Origin of the sequence: Parasphingorhabdus sp. (genome assembly GCF_036963805.1) — a bacterium.
Taxonomy (GTDB): Bacteria; Pseudomonadota; Alphaproteobacteria; order Sphingomonadales; family Sphingomonadaceae; genus Parasphingorhabdus.
The window spans coordinates 621086-637276 of record NZ_JBALUN010000002.1 but is presented as its reverse complement, the minus strand read 5'-3'; the positions used below and the strand labels follow the sequence as shown (position 1 = coordinate 637276).

General features: G+C 50.8%; 19 protein-coding genes. 9 read left to right on the top strand and 10 right to left on the bottom strand.

All coding sequences use genetic code 11. From position 1 onward, the window contains the following. The first annotated feature begins 68 nt into the window (after positions 1 to 68). Positions 69 to 755: an HAD hydrolase-like protein gene (locus V7676_RS09740; RefSeq protein WP_335659488.1), complete on the top strand. Its 687-nt coding sequence runs from the start codon at positions 69 to 71 to the stop codon at positions 753 to 755. 3 nt (positions 756 to 758) lie between these two features. On the opposite strand, the gene V7676_RS09735 is transcribed toward V7676_RS09740, so the two are convergent. The 4 genes from V7676_RS09735 to V7676_RS09720 all read right to left on the bottom strand — a co-directional run bounded on the left by V7676_RS09735 (position 759) and on the right by V7676_RS09720 (position 3479). Then, positions 759 to 1775, bottom strand: a complete 1017-nt coding sequence (locus V7676_RS09735; RefSeq protein ID WP_335659563.1) for a nucleotidyltransferase domain-containing protein — start codon at positions 1773 to 1775, stop codon at positions 759 to 761. Next, complete coding sequence (locus V7676_RS09730) at positions 1775 to 2644, bottom strand: HprK-related kinase A (protein WP_335659487.1); 870 nt, start codon at positions 2642 to 2644, stop codon at positions 1775 to 1777. Before V7676_RS09730 ends, V7676_RS09735 begins: the two co-directional genes overlap by 1 nt. Before the next feature lie 5 nt (positions 2645 to 2649). Further along, complete coding sequence (locus V7676_RS09725) at positions 2650 to 2928, bottom strand: HPr-rel-A system PqqD family peptide chaperone (RefSeq protein ID WP_335659486.1); 279 nt, start codon at positions 2926 to 2928, stop codon at positions 2650 to 2652. A 122-nt stretch (positions 2929 to 3050) separates the two neighbouring features. Further along, positions 3051 to 3479 (bottom strand): hypothetical protein, encoded by a 429-nt coding sequence (locus tag V7676_RS09720; RefSeq protein WP_335659485.1) that lies wholly within the window; start codon positions 3477 to 3479, stop codon positions 3051 to 3053. Between the two features lie 235 nt (positions 3480 to 3714). On the opposite strand from V7676_RS09720, the gene V7676_RS09715 reads away from it, so the two are divergent. The 7 genes from V7676_RS09715 (at position 3715) to phoB (ending at position 11204) form a co-directional block, all read left to right on the top strand. Beyond that, positions 3715 to 4950: a sensor histidine kinase gene (locus tag V7676_RS09715; RefSeq protein ID WP_335659484.1), complete on the top strand. Its 1236-nt coding sequence runs from the start codon at positions 3715 to 3717 to the stop codon at positions 4948 to 4950. A 169-nt stretch (positions 4951 to 5119) separates the two neighbouring features. Further along, positions 5120 to 6163: a substrate-binding domain-containing protein gene (locus V7676_RS09710; protein WP_335659483.1), complete on the top strand. Its 1044-nt coding sequence runs from the start codon at positions 5120 to 5122 to the stop codon at positions 6161 to 6163. A 91-nt stretch (positions 6164 to 6254) separates the two neighbouring features. Further along, positions 6255 to 7637 (top strand): phosphate ABC transporter permease subunit PstC, encoded by a 1383-nt coding sequence (gene pstC, locus V7676_RS09705; protein WP_335659482.1) that lies wholly within the window; start codon positions 6255 to 6257, stop codon positions 7635 to 7637. Beyond that, positions 7630 to 8898 (top strand): phosphate ABC transporter permease PstA, encoded by a 1269-nt coding sequence (gene pstA / locus V7676_RS09700; RefSeq protein ID WP_335659481.1) that lies wholly within the window; start codon positions 7630 to 7632, stop codon positions 8896 to 8898. The genes pstC and pstA overlap by 8 nt, the downstream gene beginning before the upstream one ends. A gap of 53 nt (positions 8899 to 8951) precedes the next feature. After that, positions 8952 to 9749 carry a phosphate ABC transporter ATP-binding protein PstB gene (gene pstB, locus V7676_RS09695; RefSeq protein WP_335659562.1) on the top strand — a complete coding sequence of 266 codons (798 nt, stop codon included), beginning with the start codon at positions 8952 to 8954 and terminating at the stop codon, positions 9747 to 9749. Between the two features lie 29 nt (positions 9750 to 9778). Next, positions 9779 to 10504, top strand: coding sequence for a phosphate signaling complex protein PhoU (gene phoU, locus V7676_RS09690; protein ID WP_335659480.1), 726 nt, complete (start codon positions 9779 to 9781; stop codon positions 10502 to 10504). A gap of 4 nt (positions 10505 to 10508) precedes the next feature. Continuing rightward, entirely contained in the window at positions 10509 to 11204 is a 696-nt protein-coding gene (phoB, locus tag V7676_RS09685) for a phosphate regulon transcriptional regulator PhoB (RefSeq protein ID WP_335659479.1), read from the top strand. Between the two features lie 78 nt (positions 11205 to 11282). On the opposite strand, the gene V7676_RS09680 is transcribed toward phoB, so the two are convergent. The 3 genes from V7676_RS09680 to epsC form a co-directional block, all read right to left on the bottom strand. Then, positions 11283 to 12638, bottom strand: coding sequence for an OprO/OprP family phosphate-selective porin (locus V7676_RS09680; RefSeq protein ID WP_335659478.1), 1356 nt, complete (start codon positions 12636 to 12638; stop codon positions 11283 to 11285). 128 nt (positions 12639 to 12766) lie between these two features. Next, positions 12767 to 13123 carry a DUF2794 domain-containing protein gene (locus V7676_RS09675; RefSeq protein WP_335659477.1) on the bottom strand — a complete coding sequence of 119 codons (357 nt, stop codon included), beginning with the start codon at positions 13121 to 13123 and terminating at the stop codon, positions 12767 to 12769. Then, positions 13123 to 13827: a serine O-acetyltransferase EpsC gene (epsC, locus tag V7676_RS09670; protein ID WP_335659476.1), complete on the bottom strand. Its 705-nt coding sequence runs from the start codon at positions 13825 to 13827 to the stop codon at positions 13123 to 13125. Before epsC ends, V7676_RS09675 begins: the two co-directional genes overlap by 1 nt. Positions 13828 to 13980: 153 nt before the next feature. Here epsC and V7676_RS09665 point away from each other — a divergent pair, with 153 nt between their 5' ends. Further along, positions 13981 to 14904 (top strand): hydrogen peroxide-inducible genes activator, encoded by a 924-nt coding sequence (locus V7676_RS09665; RefSeq protein ID WP_335659561.1) that lies wholly within the window; start codon positions 13981 to 13983, stop codon positions 14902 to 14904. Here the strand turns inward: V7676_RS09665 and V7676_RS09660 are convergent. Genes V7676_RS09660 through pgsA form a run of 3 tightly spaced genes read right to left on the bottom strand, consistent with a single transcriptional unit; the run spans position 14901 to position 16168 of the window. Next, on the bottom strand, positions 14901 to 15344 hold the full coding sequence (locus V7676_RS09660) for a molybdenum cofactor biosynthesis protein MoaE (protein WP_335659475.1): 444 nt from the start codon (positions 15342 to 15344) through the stop codon (positions 14901 to 14903). The two genes, V7676_RS09665 and V7676_RS09660, sit on opposite strands and share 4 nt — an antisense overlap. After that, positions 15341 to 15604: a MoaD/ThiS family protein gene (locus V7676_RS09655; RefSeq protein ID WP_335659474.1), complete on the bottom strand. Its 264-nt coding sequence runs from the start codon at positions 15602 to 15604 to the stop codon at positions 15341 to 15343. Before V7676_RS09655 ends, V7676_RS09660 begins: the two co-directional genes overlap by 4 nt. A 12-nt stretch (positions 15605 to 15616) precedes the next feature. After that, positions 15617 to 16168: a CDP-diacylglycerol--glycerol-3-phosphate 3-phosphatidyltransferase gene (pgsA, locus tag V7676_RS09650; protein WP_335659560.1), complete on the bottom strand. Its 552-nt coding sequence runs from the start codon at positions 16166 to 16168 to the stop codon at positions 15617 to 15619. Positions 16169 to 16191: the final 23 nt, after the last annotated feature.

Sequence of the window (16191 nt, the reverse complement as noted above, 5' to 3'; positions counted from 1 at the left end):
ACGCTGAATGTGCGCCCCATGCCATGATGCGGTTGCATATGCCAGCAAGATCGGTTCTATGCACTGCTATGACAAAAATTTCTTTCGATATCATTGGCTTTGATCTGGATGGCACCTTGCTGGATACCAGTATCGAACTGGCTGCATCACTAAACCATGCGCTCGACAGTGCGGGACGGCCACAAGTGGACGCACAATCTGTTCGATCACTGGTAGGAATGGGCGCGCGGCATATGCTCGACATGGCGCTGGAACAATCAGGCGGCAGCGACAATGACTTGGTCAAGCGCTTGCTTCCAGTATTGATCGAACATTATGAGGCTAATTTGGGATATGATTCCCCTACATTTGACGGCTTGATCCGCGCAATGGATGTCTTGCAGAAATATGGCGTGAAACTGGCGGTGGTTACCAATAAATTTGAGCATCTTGCGGTAAAACTGCTTACCAATGTCAGCATGATCGACCGTTTCAACACCGTCATTGGCGGTGATACGATGGGTAAGGGTAACAGCAAACCCAAACGTGACCCGATTGACGAGATGATCCGGCGCTGCGGCGGCGTAGTCGATCAAACCGCCGCTGCATTTATCGGTGATAGTATTTTCGACATAAAGGCCGCCCAAAACGCGGGTATCGCCAATGTCGCGGTAAGCTTTGGCTTTTTGCATCAGCCCGTTGAAGATCTGGGTGCCGATGCAATTATCGATCATTATGACGAGTTGATCCCGACATTAGTCAAATTGGGAAAATAACGATTATCCCTTGCGCCATTTCGTCCACAAATGGCGGGCGAGCATGAGCGGCGGCATTCGCAGCCAATGGGACCGGATATAAAAGGATTGCCGCGTAAATGGCCGCGTCTGACGCCCCCAACCATCTCTCGCCAGCAAACGGCGGATATAAAGATAATCGGCAAATTTGGTCCGGCCAGCGCGATATTTATAAACGGGTGTGTTATAAAGACGGACCGCCAGCCGCAATGCGCGCGCGAGATGCGGCGCCAATTGATGCAATTTGGCGCGCGACCCCAGTTCCGTCCAGAAGTCTTCATCCGCTTCGGAAAATTGCCGGACCAGCCGGTCAATATCCCACAGGTTCCTAAGCCCGCCGGCCAGATCGCCATCAGCGAAAAGATGTGCAACCGAATGGAGCAGCATATCCGCCGGTGCCATCACATAAAGGCCGGAATCGAGCTGTGCCGCCGCATTAAGCATTGCATCGGCATTGGGCGTTGGTTTGGCTGTTAGCGGCAGGGTCGTATGATGCACATCAATCATCCGGTCGCGCTCGCGGTGAATGAGCGGCGGCAATTCATGCATATGCGCGCGGTAATATTCATCGTCATAAGGGTCGGGCTTCACCCATTCCCAGCCAGCATCCAATAGAACGTCTTCAACTGCAGGCAACTGGTCACGCGCAACCATGATGTCGAGATCGCCGATGCTGCGGCCAATTCCCGCATCAAGATCGGCGGCGACATAGGCCGTGCCTTTCATTAGCAGCACTTTACAGTGTAACGGTACGAGCGCCCTACGCGCGCAATCGGCCTCCCATAATGCTTGTAATCGAGCAAGATCAGTTGCTTGAATCGCATCCTTCAGAACAGGTTTAACTGCATCAGGTACCGCAACATCCGCCAAACGGTGTGCCAATGAACCAATAAGCGACTCTGCCCGAGCGATGCTGAACAGCTCCGTCCATCCTGCACTATCAAGCTGGAGAACTGTCTCCGGATCCCGCAAAGCATCTACCAAGGGCCGACCGTTGCGCATCATAGAATCTGGCTCCAGAGGCTATCGATAAACTCTTCTGCCTGATCGCCCGATTGATAGTCCATCGCTTTGACAGGAACTGTATCAACAAAACTGGTCAGTGCGCGAAATCCGGTTTCGCCTAAGGCCACATAGTTTGTCGATGCCTGGGTCAGGCGTACAAAAACCTCGCTCTTCCCCATATCCCGTAGGACCGGATCATATCCAAAGCGTGGAAACAGAAGCAAGGCAGGTTTGGCGGTGTCCCCCATCCTTTTCACCGCATCCAGCGGCGGAATGACATGGCGGATATCCCCTTTTGGTGTGTCTACCATCAATGGTCCGAACCGGTTTTCCGGCAATAGCGCCTGCATTGCGGCAATAGCTTGATTTTTCAAACTGATCAGGCGCGGGAAGCTGTGCACCATGCCGGTGTCCGGATTCAGCAAGGCAAATTCATCACCCATGAACCGCCAGCCTTTTTCGGCGAGCATCGCCGACAGCGTCGATTTTCCGGAACCGGACAGGCCGGTCATCAACAACGCTTTCCCGTCTTTTTCAACACTGCTGGCATGCAGCAACAAATGCCGCCGCCACCCGAGCGCCATTTGCAAATTCATTCCCATCTCCGCCGCCAACAGGCTCTGGCTCAGAGGCAAAGGCGCGGCATCGGGCAGCCAATAATCGCCTGATATGTGCACCGACGGGCGGATATAGCGTCGCCATGGCTTCTCAGGCTCTAGCCGGACAGTAAAATCGGCATGACCGTCATGCGATGTGGGATAATCCTTATAAAGCGCCGCCAGCTGGTCTAAAGGTTGCCGCCATGTGGACGCCACCCGAAAACGAGCGGGGCCGACAGTCAGATAAAGATGATGAAGCCCCGCCACCTACTCTAAACCCGTTCGACCAGACCGAGCGAGGAAAGCTCCATCAGCCGAGCCGCCACGATATCTTTAACATCGTCGCCACCCGCTAAATCATAGCTAGCGGAAAGCCGCCCAGCAATATCGTCAACGGTTACGGCATCCTTGGCCATAACCTCCAATATCGCAGGCACCGGATCGGTGACCATATGGGTAATCCCCGATGATTTCTGGAAAATCAGGGTCATACTGTCCAATGGATGCTGGATCAGCCCATCAGGTGCTGTGGCGCGATAAAGCTGGCTCATTGGCGGTTACACTATTCCTGATCACGGCCATTGGTTACGGCAGGGCATATAAAACGAGCCCGACTGGTAACATGAATATGTTAATAAGCCTTGGCTTTGAAGCCAAAAATCCGCGACATTTGCTATCGCGGCATTTGCAGGGAAGCGTAGCAGGTAAAACCGCTTTGGCCGGATTGCAGCCGGCGAATATAATTCACATAGGCTTTGGACTGGTCATAGGATGTACCCGGCAAGGACCGGCCATTCATCGCCCGTTTCACTTCTTCGCCAGTGAAATTACGACCTGCGGGCGGGAATGCGCCCGGTGTGTCTGGTGATACGATTTTGCCATCTGCGCCAATATAACCACCAGCGGCGTGATTGCCCGGCACCGGAATTTCGCAGTTTAACACGGAACCGGCAGTCTGTGCCAAAGCTGGCTTGATACTGATCACCGCCGAAGCTGTTACCGCACCCATCATCAAGGCGCGACGACGGGTTACAATGGCTGCATTATCGGAATCACTTGCGGATTCTGAAGGCTGGTCATTCGGGGTTAGGCTGTCCGTCATCGCGTAAATTTCCTCTGAATATCGCCCTTAAAGGGGAAAGTGATTAAATGCGAGTAAACAGTCATGCAAGAAAAGGGTCGTCCATAAACGGGACAAATTGGCCGTGATACTTAACAGTTCCGATCAAAAACAAACATCAACGGGTAAGCGAGCCACTGCAAATTCGACATAGTCATTGCTGTTTATGTGCAAACCCGCCAAAACAAGGCTACCGGATATTATCGCGACAGCAAACATGAACACAATTTCTCCATTTCGCCTGATTTTTGCGATCCTCCTCATTGTCGGAGGGTCGGTTCTTGCTACGCAAACCTCCGAACTCATGATGAAAATCATCATCACGTCGGTTTTTGGCATCATCGCACTCGCGATTATTGCATTGGAAGAGCATCCCCCCCAACAGCCAGATTTCAGCGCATTGGAACGCCAACGGAAACGAATATTATATCAAGGCCGATCCGAGGCCTACCAAGATGTCATAGACCCGATTACCGACCCGATTCTGCTTATTCGCAATGCAAAAGTCGCGGCAGCAAACCCATCAGCGAAAAATTTTCTCGGCAATCATATTATCGGTGAGGATGTACGCGTCGCCATCCGCCATCCCGCTGCCGCAGATCGGCTTGCTAATCCTAATGCCGAACATACCGGGGAACCCATTTTACTGGTCGGCGTAGGTAGCGCGGAGCAACGTTGGGAATTGCGCATCCATGCGCTTGATGACGGATTAAAGCTGGTTCAGCTGTCGGACCAAAGCAGCCGCTATGCAGCGGAACGTATGCGCACCGATTTCGTCGCCAATGCCAGCCATGAACTCCGAACGCCGCTCGCTGCGATCAAGGGATTTATCGAGACTCTAGAAAACCCAGAAGCGGGTAAAGACGAGAAAACGCGCACGAGGTTTTTGCAGATCATGTATCAGGAAGCTGATCGCATGCAGCGTTTGATCGAAGACTTAATGTCATTGTCCCGCATCGAAGCGGAAAAATTCCAATTGCCCTCCGAACCGGTCGATCTCGCCAAATTAGTCGCGGATGTGAAGGCTGATTTTCTTCACGGACGCGTCAAAAAAGACGATAATATTATAATTTCGATTCCCGATGATTTGCCGTCCATCCATGGCGATTATGCGCAGTTGTCCCAGCTGCTTCATAATTTGGTGAGCAACGCCTATAAATATGGACGCCGCGGTGCACCCATTACGATCACGATCAAACCCAATCGGAACGGCGCGATGCTGCGCTTATCTGTCACCGATCAAGGCGATGGAATAGCCGCAGACCATATCCCCCGGCTGACCGAACGATTTTACCGCGTCGACAAGGGACGCAGTAAGTCCATCGGCGGCACCGGTCTGGGCCTTGCGATTGTCAAACATATTACAGAGCGCCACGGCGGCAGGATGGAAGTGACGAGCGCGCTGGGCGTTGGCACGACGGTGGCGATCTTCTTACCCGTCATAAAGATGTAGAGTGATAACTCTCGACATGGCCAACGCGGCATGCTCAATGTCATATATCTGTCATAAAAATGTAATCGTTAGGACGCTGCTGAACTTTAAACCCCTGTTCAAGCGGTCGAAGATCAAACTCGATTCTTGACCAAGATTTTAACACTCCACAGAAAACGGGGACTATATAATGTTTAAGAAAATCGCTCTTTTGGCGGTAACCACACTTGCCTTGGCGGCTTGTCAAGATGAGGCTTCCGGCGGACAAGGCGGAACGCGCAGCGAAATTCGGATCGTCGGTTCTTCGACCGTATTCCCCTTTGCCAAAGCGGTATCCGAACAGTTTAGCGCAGGCGGCGCGAATACATCACCGATTTTAGAATCGACCGGTACCGGCGGCGGAATGAAATTATTCTGTGCAGGCGTTGGCGCAAGCACACCCGATGTTGCAAATGCATCGCGGCGGATGAAGGCCAGCGAATTTGATATGTGTAAAGAAAACGGTGTCACCGACATTGTTGAAATTCAGGTTGGCATTGATGGAATTGCAGTTGCTCAGGCTAATGAAGGTCCGGCAATTAAATTAACTCCAACGCAAATATACAAAGCCATTGCAGAACGCCCATTTGGTAAAAAGAATGAAGCGAAAAACTGGTCCGATATTGATCCATCGCTCCCTAAAATTGCGATTAGCGTTTATGGTCCTCCATCAACATCAGGCACACGCGATGCGCTGACCGAACTTATTATGGAAGTGGGCTGTAAAACAGACGCCACCACCAAGGCATTAAAAGACAGCAATGAAGACGAATATAACGCTATTTGTCACGATGTTCGTGCGGATGGTGCTTATATTGATGCGGGCGAGAATGACAATCTGATCGTCCAGAAGCTCAAGGCCAACCCAAACAGCGTCGGAATTTTTGGATATAGTTTCCTAGAAGAAAATACCGATTCTGTTCGTGGTATCAGCATTTCCGGCATTCAACCTGCTTATGATGCGATTGCATCCGGTGAATATCCCGGTGCGCGACCACTTTATATCTATGCAAAGAAACAGCATGTTGGTGTCATTCCGGGCCTACAAGAATATTTGGCTGCCTTCGTAAAAGCTGGCGGAAAAGACGGATATCTGGTGAAGGCGGGACTAATCGCATCGCCTGACGATATTCGGACAAAAATGGAAGCAACTGCGAAAGATTTGCCGACCCTAAAGGGTACGGAACTGAAATAACGACCTATCGGAATGAAAGGGGGGCCGCGCTAATGCGTAGCCCCTCCTTCCCGCTAATTTATTATTCTAATCTAGGATCAGTTATTTTACCGTGACAAACTCCATCCTCTTCTTACTGATCTTCTTTCTGGGGGCAATTGCGTGGTTTTTCGGCCGCGTAAAAGCAACCCGTTTTGTTAAGAGCAACACAAAAAAGGGCGGTGTTCATTCGCTTCCCAATTATCATGGTTGGTATGTTGCCTTATGGGCAATTGGCCCTGCCCTTTTATTTCTTTTGATCTGGAGTGCGGTTAGTCCGGCCCTGATTACCGATGCGGCATTGGTCAGCCCGGCCGCAGAGCAGTTGCCCGCAGATCCATTTGCGCGCGGTGCTATTCTTGCCGAAGCCCGTTCTATTGCATCGGGGCATCAAGTCCGTGCGTTTAACCCCCTCTCCCAGTCAATGGTTGAACCTTATAGAGCTGCGCTATCCTATTATCGCATGCTGGGAATGATTACGGCTTTGCTGCTAGTGTTTTCCTGCGGTGCTTTCGCGTGGTTGAAGCTAAAACCGGAACTTCGCGCGCGGACAAAAATCGAGCGCATTACCATGATGGCACTACTGCTGGCGTCGCTCATCGCGACCATTACCACTGTCGGTATATTTGCATCGTTGATCTTTGAATCAGCGCGTTTCTTTTCGATGGTATCTCCGATAGACTTTTTATTCGGAACCGAATGGAATCCAAAAGCCGTTGCCGGACCACGCGGAGAGACCGGTTTTGGTGCTATTCCGCTGTTTTGGGGCACCGTGTTTATCGGTGCGATCATCGCCATGATCGTCGCCATCCCGCTGGGATTGATGAGCGCCATCTATCTGACCCAATATGCCGCACCGAAATTCCGTGCATGGATGAAACCGATATTAGAGGTACTCGCAGGCGTTCCAACTGTTGTTTATGGGTATTTTGCAGCGTTGACCGTTGCTCCTGCATTACGCGACTTTGCAGTGTCGATCGGCCTTTCCGGTGCATCTTCGGAATCTGCGTTGGCCGCCGGTGTGGTCATGGGAATCATGATTATTCCTTTCGTTTCTTCTATGGCCGATGACAGTATCGCCGCCGTGCCTAGCGCAATGCGCGATGGATCTCTGGCTATGGGGGCAACCAAAAGCGAGACCATCAAAAAGGTTTTAATCCCTGCAGCTCTCCCCGGTGTTGTTGGCGGCGTATTGCTGGCCGTCAGCCGCGCAATCGGCGAAACAATGATCGTTGTCATGGCTGCCGGTTTGGCCGCAAATATGACAGCCAATCCGTTTTCCAGTGTCACCACAGTTACCACCCAGATCGTCCAGTTGCTGACCGGCGATCAGGAATTTGACAGTCCGAAAACACTCGCGGCCTTCGCACTTGGTTTAGTTCTGTTCATCGTAACCCTGCTGCTCAATCTCATCGCCCTCAGGGTCGTCAAAAAATATCGGGAAGCTTATGAATAGCACCACCGCCATTGAAAAAGACCGCAATCCAACCGATTGGCAGGGTGACGTGATGCAAAAGCGCATCCGCAGACGCTATGCCTCTGAGCGACGCTTTAAATATTTAGGTCTGGGCGCCATTATATTGTCGGCAGGTTTTCTGGCTTTCTTGTTGATCGTCATGGTCGGCAATGGTTTTCGCGGATTCACGCAGACCGAACTGCCGGTGGACATTGATTTTCCTGCAATGACAGGGGGGGCCTCCGCCAGTCAGTTTGAAGGCGTCAATGGCCAAGCAAATCTTCGGACATTGGGCGTGAAGGACATTGTGAATACAAGTGTCGAAATCCAATATGGAGAGGATGGCCGTGAACTGTTCTCCTCAGGCGCATGGCAAGGTGTGAGTGCCGCTATTTTGGCAAACCCCAAAATAGTCGAAACAAAGACTATAATCTACATGCCTGCGAATTCGGAAATTGATGTAGCCTATAAAGGTGACGGCACAGCAGAAGCAGAAAAGAAAGTTGCCGAGCTTGGTGACCAATTGAGCACCGCGTTCAACTGGAATTTCCTATATAATTCGGATGCAACGGATCCCATGCAGGTCGGAATATGGGGAGCGCTGAAAGGTTCGCTGATTACCATGTTCATCACCTTGATCATCGCCTTTCCTATTGGTGTGCTTTCCGCGCTCTATCTGGAAGAATATGCGCCGACCAATCGCCTGACCGATTTGATCGAAGTTTCGATCAATAACCTTGCCGCTGTCCCATCGATTATCTTTGGTTTGCTGGGCCTAGCGGTATTTCTCAATCTCTTCGGAATGCCTCGATCCGCCGCTCTGGTCGGCGGTCTCACGCTGGCGCTTATGACTATGCCAGTGATCGTAATTTCCGGGCGTAATGCTGTTAAAGCTGTACCGCCATCCATCCGTGAGGCCGCACTGGGCATTGGTGCAAGCCAGATGCAGGTTGTCTTCCATCATGTCCTACCGCTGGCCCTGCCCGGTATCCTGACGGGTACAATTATCGGTATGGCCCGCGCTTTGGGCGAAACCGCTCCGCTGCTCATGATCGGCATGCGCGCCTTTATCGCGACGCCGCCGAGCGGCATTGCGGAGCCCGCTACCGTACTTCCGGTGCAAATTTTCTTGTGGTCCGATGAGGTTAATCGCGGTTTTGTAGAAAAAACCTCCGCCGCAATTATTGTGTTGCTCCTATTTCTTCTTACAATGAATGCGCTAGCGATTTACTTGCGCAATCGCTTTGAAACCCGTTGGTAGATGATGATATGACAGAAGTTATCGACAGTACCCGTTCGAGTGAAAGTCCCAATATGACAATATCCACAGCCCCCGCCATTTCTCCCGGCGACGGACCGTTGAAAATGAGTACGCGTAATGTGAATGTTTTCTATGGCGAGAAACAGGCTATTAGCGACGTATCCATCGACGTCACAATGGATAATGTTACTGCATTTATTGGTCCTTCGGGCTGCGGAAAATCAACCTTTCTGCGCTGTTTGAACCGCATGAATGACACGATCCCCATTGCCCGGGTAACGGGTGATATCACATTGGAAGGCGAAGATATTTACGCGCCGCAAATGGACGTTGTGCAGCTTCGCGCCCGCGTGGGAATGGTTTTTCAAAAGCCCAATCCGTTCCCCAAATCAATTTATGACAATATTGCTTATGGTCCCCGCATCCACGGGCTGGCGACTGGCAAAGACGAGCTTGATAATATTGTCGAAACATCGCTTCAGCGGGCTGGGCTTTGGGGTGAAGTGCAAGATCGGTTGCATGATAGCGGAACCGCTTTATCTGGCGGCCAACAGCAACGGCTTTGTATCGCCCGCGCCATTGCCGTTGATCCCGAAGTAATCTTGATGGATGAACCTTGTTCTGCGCTTGACCCTATTGCGACAGCAAAGATAGAAGAGCTTATTCACGAACTTCGCGGGAAATATGCTATCGTTATCGTAACACATAATATGCAACAGGCGGCCCGTGTCTCGCAACGCACCGCCTTTTTCCATTTGGGGACGCTGGTTGAATATGGCGTAACATCCGACATATTTACCAATCCGACCCAGGAAAAAACACGGGATTATATTACCGGACGCTACGGCTAAGCGGATTGCAAAGGGAAGGAACCCGAAAAATGGCAAATACCGGCACAGAACATACCGTCAAAGCCTTTGACTCTGATATTAACGAACTGCGCGGAATGGTTGCGGAAATTGGCGGTCGCAGCGAACAAGCGATCGCGAAAGCCATGCGCGCGCTCGAAAAGCATGATCTGGTACTGGCAGCAGAAGTTGTCGCAGAAGATAAGCTTATCGATGATCTCGAAAAACGCATTGATGACCTGACGTTTCAGACCATCGCATTGCGGGCCCCGATGGCAGATGATTTGCGCGAATTAATTGCGACATTCAAAATATCGGGCGTTGTCGAACGAATTGGCGATTATGCCAAGAATATCGCAAAACGCGTCCCGGTCATCGCCAGCACGCATAAATTGGGTCCGGCTTCATTGCTGCCATCCATGTCAAACATTGCTTCACAATTGGTACGCGATGCTCTGGAGGCGTTTGCACGGCGCGATGCTGATCTGGCACTGGAAGTCAGTGAACGGGATCAGATTGTTGATGATTTCTACACCAGCATTTTCCGGGCTGTGATCACTTATATGATCGAAAATCCCAAAGATATTGGCGAAGCTGCCCATCTCTTGTTCATCGCGAAAAATCTGGAACGCATTGGCGATCACGCGACGAATGTTGCTGAAATGGTTTATTTTGCCGCAAAGGGCGAGCCGATGCCGGAACGCGATCGCGGCGACAACCCAACAGACCTGTTGGAAGAACCGACAAACGGAAGATAGAAACATGTCCAACGCTAAATTACTGTTAGTGGAAGATGACGCAGCACTTGCTGAGCTTTTGTCATGGAACTTCAAAAAAGAAGAATATGATGTCATTCATACGGCGGATGGCGAAGAGGCTTTGCTGCTCGTCAAAGAAAACCGCCCCGATGTCATTCTGCTCGATTGGATGATCGAAAACCTGTCGGGTATCGAAGTATGTCGTCGGCTACGCCGCTCTCCCGAAACCGCCAATATTCCGATCATCATGCTGACGGCGCGCGGAGAGGAAGAAGATAAAATTCGCGGTCTCGAAACCGGTGCCGATGATTATATCACCAAGCCATTCAGCCCGCGCGAGTTAATTGCTCGCGTCAAAGCTGTTCTGCGAAGGGTACGTCCTGCCCTGGCTGGTGAAAAACTGGCTTTTGGTGATCTGGAAATGGACACCGTTGGTCACAAGGTCAAGCGCGATGGCGATACGATATTGCTAGGTCCGACCGAATTCCGTCTTTTACGCCATTTTCTGGAACATCCCAACTGGGTTTTTTCCCGCGAGCGTTTGCTCGACAGTGTATGGGGACAGGATAGCGATATCGAGTTGCGGACCGTTGATGTGCATATCCGACGTCTCCGCAAAGCCTTAAACGCGAACGAGCGCCCGGATATCATCCGGACGGTACGATCTGCCGGCTATGCTCTGGATACGGAAGCAGCTTAACCCAAGGTTCCTATTTATTACTGACATAAAAAAGGCCGGATAAAACCGGCCTTTTTATTTATACCTGATCGCCCAAAACTAGAAAACGATTTGCGCCCGCGCTCCGATAACATCGACCGAATAATCATCAGGCGCACCGGTAACAATGCCTAGCGCATTTCCGTAAGACAGATGGCCGTAGTTCACGAGGAAGCGGACATAATCCACCGGCGTCCAAATTAGCGACGCCATATAACCATCCTGCGTGCCGCCAATTATGCCAGCGTCTGTCAGGTCAAGCCGGTCATAGCGTATATTCACCTGCCACGCACCGGAACCGCCGGAACCGACGGGATTTTTTACCTTTATCCCTTTGAACATACCGCCTTTATATTCGCGTGTATCGTCGGTCAGGAACATTCCCGCTTCAACTGATCCACCGAAAAATGTCGGATTTACCAACCCCGGTCGGCTTACCTTTGCCCAATGGCTTTCGGCGGCCGCATGGAACCGGCCCGAAATAACAGCCGCTTCCAGACCATAAGTTAATTGCTCATCCGCCGTCATATTACCGGTATCAATGAACCGCGTATCAACACTGTGGATCAAAGGCCGCTGGCGAAAACGCAAGCTGGGGATGGTATCGCCAAGATTGGTCCAATGAACAGAACCGCCAAGATGTAGCTGGGCATTACCTAGCTTTGGCGCGAAAACAACCCGGCTATCAAGGTTGATGCTATCATTGCCCTCGTTCAGATCATCGATATTATCCGTGAATACGCCGCCTTGCAGCAATAGATCGCCAGTTTTATATGCACCGGATATGCCGACTTTACGCTGGAAGCCAAAGGCATCTGTAAAGGCCGAGCGCTCGATAAAGCTCGTATCGTTACTACTTGATAGTTCTTCCAATGACTGGAAATTATTATGCTGTCCGAGGGTCACCGTTAAGCCACCTGCTTCATAGTCGAGATAGGCATCGGTTATTTCAACGCCATCCAACAGATCGGCTTCAAGCTTATATCCGAATCCGCCAGGAATTGAGCCTTGCACACCGAGCCTTACGCGGCGTGCCTCGTTCGAAAAGCCTTCACCCGCAATATTGATTGTCGATGGCACCGAAGAAAGATTGTTAAAATCATAGAGTATCCGGCCACGCGGTTTAAAGCTCCAACCATCGTCGGTTTTAATTTCTGGTGCACCTTTAAATTTGATGCTCGTATTACCTTGTGCCTGCGCGACTTTTTCAACCTGGGCAACCTGCTCGCCTTGCTGCTGCTGCACGGTTTCTACATTTCCAAGCTGCGCACGCAAACTCACAACTTCCTGCTCTAACTGATTGAGCCGTTCCAAAAGCGCCGCAGCGTCTTCATTGGAAATTGGTGCGGCGGAAACTTGACTAGGTACCAATGCCATGATGGCAGCGCCCGCAACAAGTGTAGTTCTAAATTTCATTTCGATACATCCCGACAAGTTTCATGTGAATGTTGACGGCTTTATGATGTTTAGGTTTCGAAAAAACGTCACTTTTATTGCAGTTTTCTTACGAAGCCTTGGCTAAGCGATTAAACCAAGGAAAATGGCTATTCTGACACGAGCTTCATCAACCTGCGTTCCATTGGGGCGAGTACGCCGGTCAGATCATGACCGCGCTTCAACATCTGGCCATGCTCGCCGTGCAGCGTCCACATGCCCTGTTTATTGCGGTCAGCCGGGCGCTTCTCAATCCGCATTTGCGGTCTTTCCGATGCTCTACGAAAGGCTGCAAAAATCGCAGCATCCTTGCCCATATCCATGGCATAATCGCGCCAATGGCCGGCTGCGACCATCCGACCATAAAGGTTGAGAATATGTTCCATCTCTTTCCGTTCGAATCCTACTTGAACGGCAAAATCTCGCCTATTGGGAAACGATGAAACGTTATTATTTTCAGGCCGCATTAAGCGCTATCTCGTTTACTTTCCGATTCCTGTTTATCGGTCTTTTCACGGCCTTTCGCAAAAGCAGCGATGCGTTTTTGGAGTTGTTCCATTTCACATTGCAAAATTTCCAGCTTCTGTGTCGATGGATCATAAGTCTCGCTGCACGGCGTTCCATAAGGCGTGAATTCTTCTTGATATTGCTCGACTTGAACCAAAATCGAACGCGCTCTTACGCCGACCATCGTCGCCCCTTCGGGAACATCCTGTGTCACAACGGCATTGGCACCAATGCGGGCTCTTTTACCCACTGTGATTGGCCCTAATATCTGAGCGCCGGAACCCAAAATCGCATCATCCTCAATCGTGGGATGCCGTTTGCCGCCGACTCCATCGGTAGGGTTCGTTCCACCCAAGGTTACACATTGATAAATGGTAACATTATCGCCGATTTCCGCTGTCTCACCGATAACCGAAAATCCGTGGTCGATGAACAAATGACGGCCGATTTTGGCACCGGGATGAATATCAATCGCCGTAAACAGACGCGAAAAATGGTTTACAAACCGCGCGAAAAAATACAGTTCCCCCTTGAAAAGCCAATGCGCCAAACGGTGCAGGCCAAGCGCCAAGACCCCCGGATATAATAATACCTCCCAGCGGGAGCGAGGGGCGGGGTCACGCGCCTTTATGGAATCCAAATATTCACCCAGTTCCCGAAACATGCTTTTCTCCGGTGATTTTACAAATCATAAACTAAGGTGCCCGCAGCTATATTTCCAGTCCTTTCTTGCAACTCACCTAAAAGTCACTCTTTTAACGCTCGCATTTATCACCATATTGAATTAATATCCGCCTATTCATCGAAAGGGTTCATGATGTCGAGCTATCTGCCAACACTCAAACAACTGCACTATCTGGTTGCACTCGAAGAACATGGTCATTTCGGACGGGCTGCAGAGTCCTGTTACGTCACCCAGTCGACATTATCCGCCGGTATTAAAGAGCTGGAAACATTGCTGGACGTGATGTTGGTGGAACGTACACGCCGCGTTGTCCGTTTTACCGAGCTTGGCAAACAGATGGTCGAAAAATCGCATCGTATTTTGCGCGAAGCCGAAGAACTATCGGACATGGCTCGGTCGGCTGGCCAACCACTGGTCGGCGATGTCCGCATGAGCGTGATCCCGACTATTGCTCCCTTTCTTTTACCGAAACTGCTCCCTCGCCTCCGCAAAGAACGGCCTCAACTTAAACTTTATCTGAAAGAAGAAACCAGTCAGGCGGCGTGTGATTCCCTGAGTCACGGTCATGTTGATTGTGTTTTGCTCGCGCTGCCTTTCCCGTGCGGTGATGTCGAATCCGAAATATTATTCGAAGACGAGATATTCGTCGCATTCCCAAAAGATGATCCACGCGATCCGCCCAAACTTGTCGATCCTGCGCTGATTGATGAAAGCCGTTTGCTATTACTGGAAGACGGGCATTGTTTAAAAGATCATGCCCTCGCCGCCTGTAACCGCCCGGAACTACGGGCCTCTGCCCGGATGATCGGGACGTCACTTCATACATTGGTGCAGATGGTCGACAATGGTTTGGGTCTGACACTATTGCCCAAAATGGCAATTGATAGCGGCATTCTAACTCATACCGATATTATCGCACGGCCGCTTAAATCCGATCGGGCCGTTCGTGATATCGCTCTGGTATGGCGCAAAAACAGCCCGCGCACGGAAGAGTTTAAACTGCTGGCCGAAATCATGCGTCAGAATAATAGCTGGGTGGTAGGAAAAGCGGCCTAATCATTCCAGCTGGTAGCGGCATCTACATCCGACTGCCGCTCTTCGACCCAGTTCTCACTGCCATCAAGTCTGATTTCTTTTTTCCAAAACGGCGCGACAGTTTTTAACTGATCCATAATGTATGAACAGGCTTCAATCGCTGCTTGCCGGTGATCCGAGCAGGTTGCGGCCAGAACGATTTGCTCCCCCACTTGTAACTGCCCTACCCGATGGATAATCGTAATCCCGTGCAGGGTCCATTTTTCTGCAGCTTTGTCCGCGATCTTGCGCAAAGCTTTTTCGGTCATCGCTGGATAATGTTCCAACTCCAACGCAGCCAGTTTGCCGCCGCCCCTCACCTGTCCAACAAAATTGGCAACAGCACCGCCGCCTAGTGCCGCAAGAGCTTTAATCTCTTCGCCAGCGTCAAAATCGCCTTCCATGACCAATATTTTGATCATCCGCCGGTAACCGGCGGGAATATTGCTAATTCCTTGGCATTACCTAATGGGGCGTCCAGTCCGACAAAATCCTGATCCAACGCAAAACGGAGCTTCTTAAGATCGGAAAAAACATCCTGATAAAGCGCATCACTCGCCTTCAGAGAACCAATGAGTTCACCAATAGTGTGAACCGTCTCAGGGCAAACGACTGTTTCCTGAGCGCGGCCAAGCCGCTCTTTGACCCAAGAGAAATATACGATATCGAGTTGATGCGGCATTTTCGCGACCAATTAATCCATATGTTTCAGGCCGACCCGAAGATAATCCCAACCGGTAATCATCGTCAATATCGCGGCCGCCCATAGTGTCCCAATGCCAACCGTCTGAATAATTTCAAACTGCGGCAATCCCCCTGCTAATATAACCGCGCCTAACGAAACAAGCTGGAATGTAGTCTTCCACTTGGCAAGCTTTGACACCGGCACGCTCACCTGCAAACTTGCCAGAAATTCGCGCAAGCCCGATACGGCGATTTCGCGGAGAAGAATAATAAGCGCCGCGATGACATTATAGCCTTCAATGTCACCCGTCGCACAAAGCATCAAAATAACCGAAGCCACCATTATTTTATCAGCAATCGGGTCCAGAAAAATTCCCAGCTTGGATACAGTGCCCTGGGACCGTGCAAGATAGCCGTCGAAATAATCCGTGATGGCCATCAGGACATAGAGCACCGTTCCTAACAGATATCCCAGTTTCCATTCCGGCCACCAGAGCAAACCGACCAGAAATGGTACGGTGAATATACGCGAAAGCGTCAAAATATTTGGAAGATTCAACATATTGTCCAATGCCATAACGCGGT

What these genes read in the sequence shown, in the direction of transcription:
- V7676_RS09740 (WP_335659488.1), top strand. Translation starts at nt 69, where the DNA reads ATGACAAAAATTTCTTTCGATATCATTGGCTTTGATCTGGATGGCACC.
- V7676_RS09735 (WP_335659563.1), bottom strand. Translation starts at nt 1,775, where the DNA reads ATGCGCAACGGTCGGCCCTTGGTAGATGCTTTGCGGGATCCGGAGACA.
- V7676_RS09725 (WP_335659486.1), bottom strand. Translation starts at nt 2,928, where the DNA reads ATGAGCCAGCTTTATCGCGCCACAGCACCTGATGGGCTGATCCAGCAT.
- V7676_RS09720 (WP_335659485.1), bottom strand. Translation starts at nt 3,479, where the DNA reads ATGACGGACAGCCTAACCCCGAATGACCAGCCTTCAGAATCCGCAAGT.
- V7676_RS09715 (WP_335659484.1), top strand. Translation starts at nt 3,715, where the DNA reads ATGAACACAATTTCTCCATTTCGCCTGATTTTTGCGATCCTCCTCATT.
- V7676_RS09710 (WP_335659483.1), top strand. Translation starts at nt 5,120, where the DNA reads ATGTTTAAGAAAATCGCTCTTTTGGCGGTAACCACACTTGCCTTGGCG.
- pstA (WP_335659481.1), top strand. Translation starts at nt 7,630, where the DNA reads ATGAATAGCACCACCGCCATTGAAAAAGACCGCAATCCAACCGATTGG.
- pstB (WP_335659562.1), top strand. Translation starts at nt 8,952, where the DNA reads ATGACAATATCCACAGCCCCCGCCATTTCTCCCGGCGACGGACCGTTG.
- phoU (WP_335659480.1), top strand. Translation starts at nt 9,779, where the DNA reads ATGGCAAATACCGGCACAGAACATACCGTCAAAGCCTTTGACTCTGAT.
- phoB (WP_335659479.1), top strand. Translation starts at nt 10,509, where the DNA reads ATGTCCAACGCTAAATTACTGTTAGTGGAAGATGACGCAGCACTTGCT.
- V7676_RS09680 (WP_335659478.1), bottom strand. Translation starts at nt 12,638, where the DNA reads ATGAAATTTAGAACTACACTTGTTGCGGGCGCTGCCATCATGGCATTG.
- V7676_RS09675 (WP_335659477.1), bottom strand. Translation starts at nt 13,123, where the DNA reads ATGCGGCCTGAAAATAATAACGTTTCATCGTTTCCCAATAGGCGAGAT.
- epsC (WP_335659476.1), bottom strand. Translation starts at nt 13,827, where the DNA reads ATGTTTCGGGAACTGGGTGAATATTTGGATTCCATAAAGGCGCGTGAC.
- V7676_RS09665 (WP_335659561.1), top strand. Translation starts at nt 13,981, where the DNA reads ATGTCGAGCTATCTGCCAACACTCAAACAACTGCACTATCTGGTTGCA.
- V7676_RS09660 (WP_335659475.1), bottom strand. Translation starts at nt 15,344, where the DNA reads ATGATCAAAATATTGGTCATGGAAGGCGATTTTGACGCTGGCGAAGAG.
- V7676_RS09655 (WP_335659474.1), bottom strand. Translation starts at nt 15,604, where the DNA reads ATGCCGCATCAACTCGATATCGTATATTTCTCTTGGGTCAAAGAGCGG.
- pgsA (WP_335659560.1), bottom strand. Translation starts at nt 16,168, where the DNA reads ATGTTGAATCTTCCAAATATTTTGACGCTTTCGCGTATATTCACCGTA.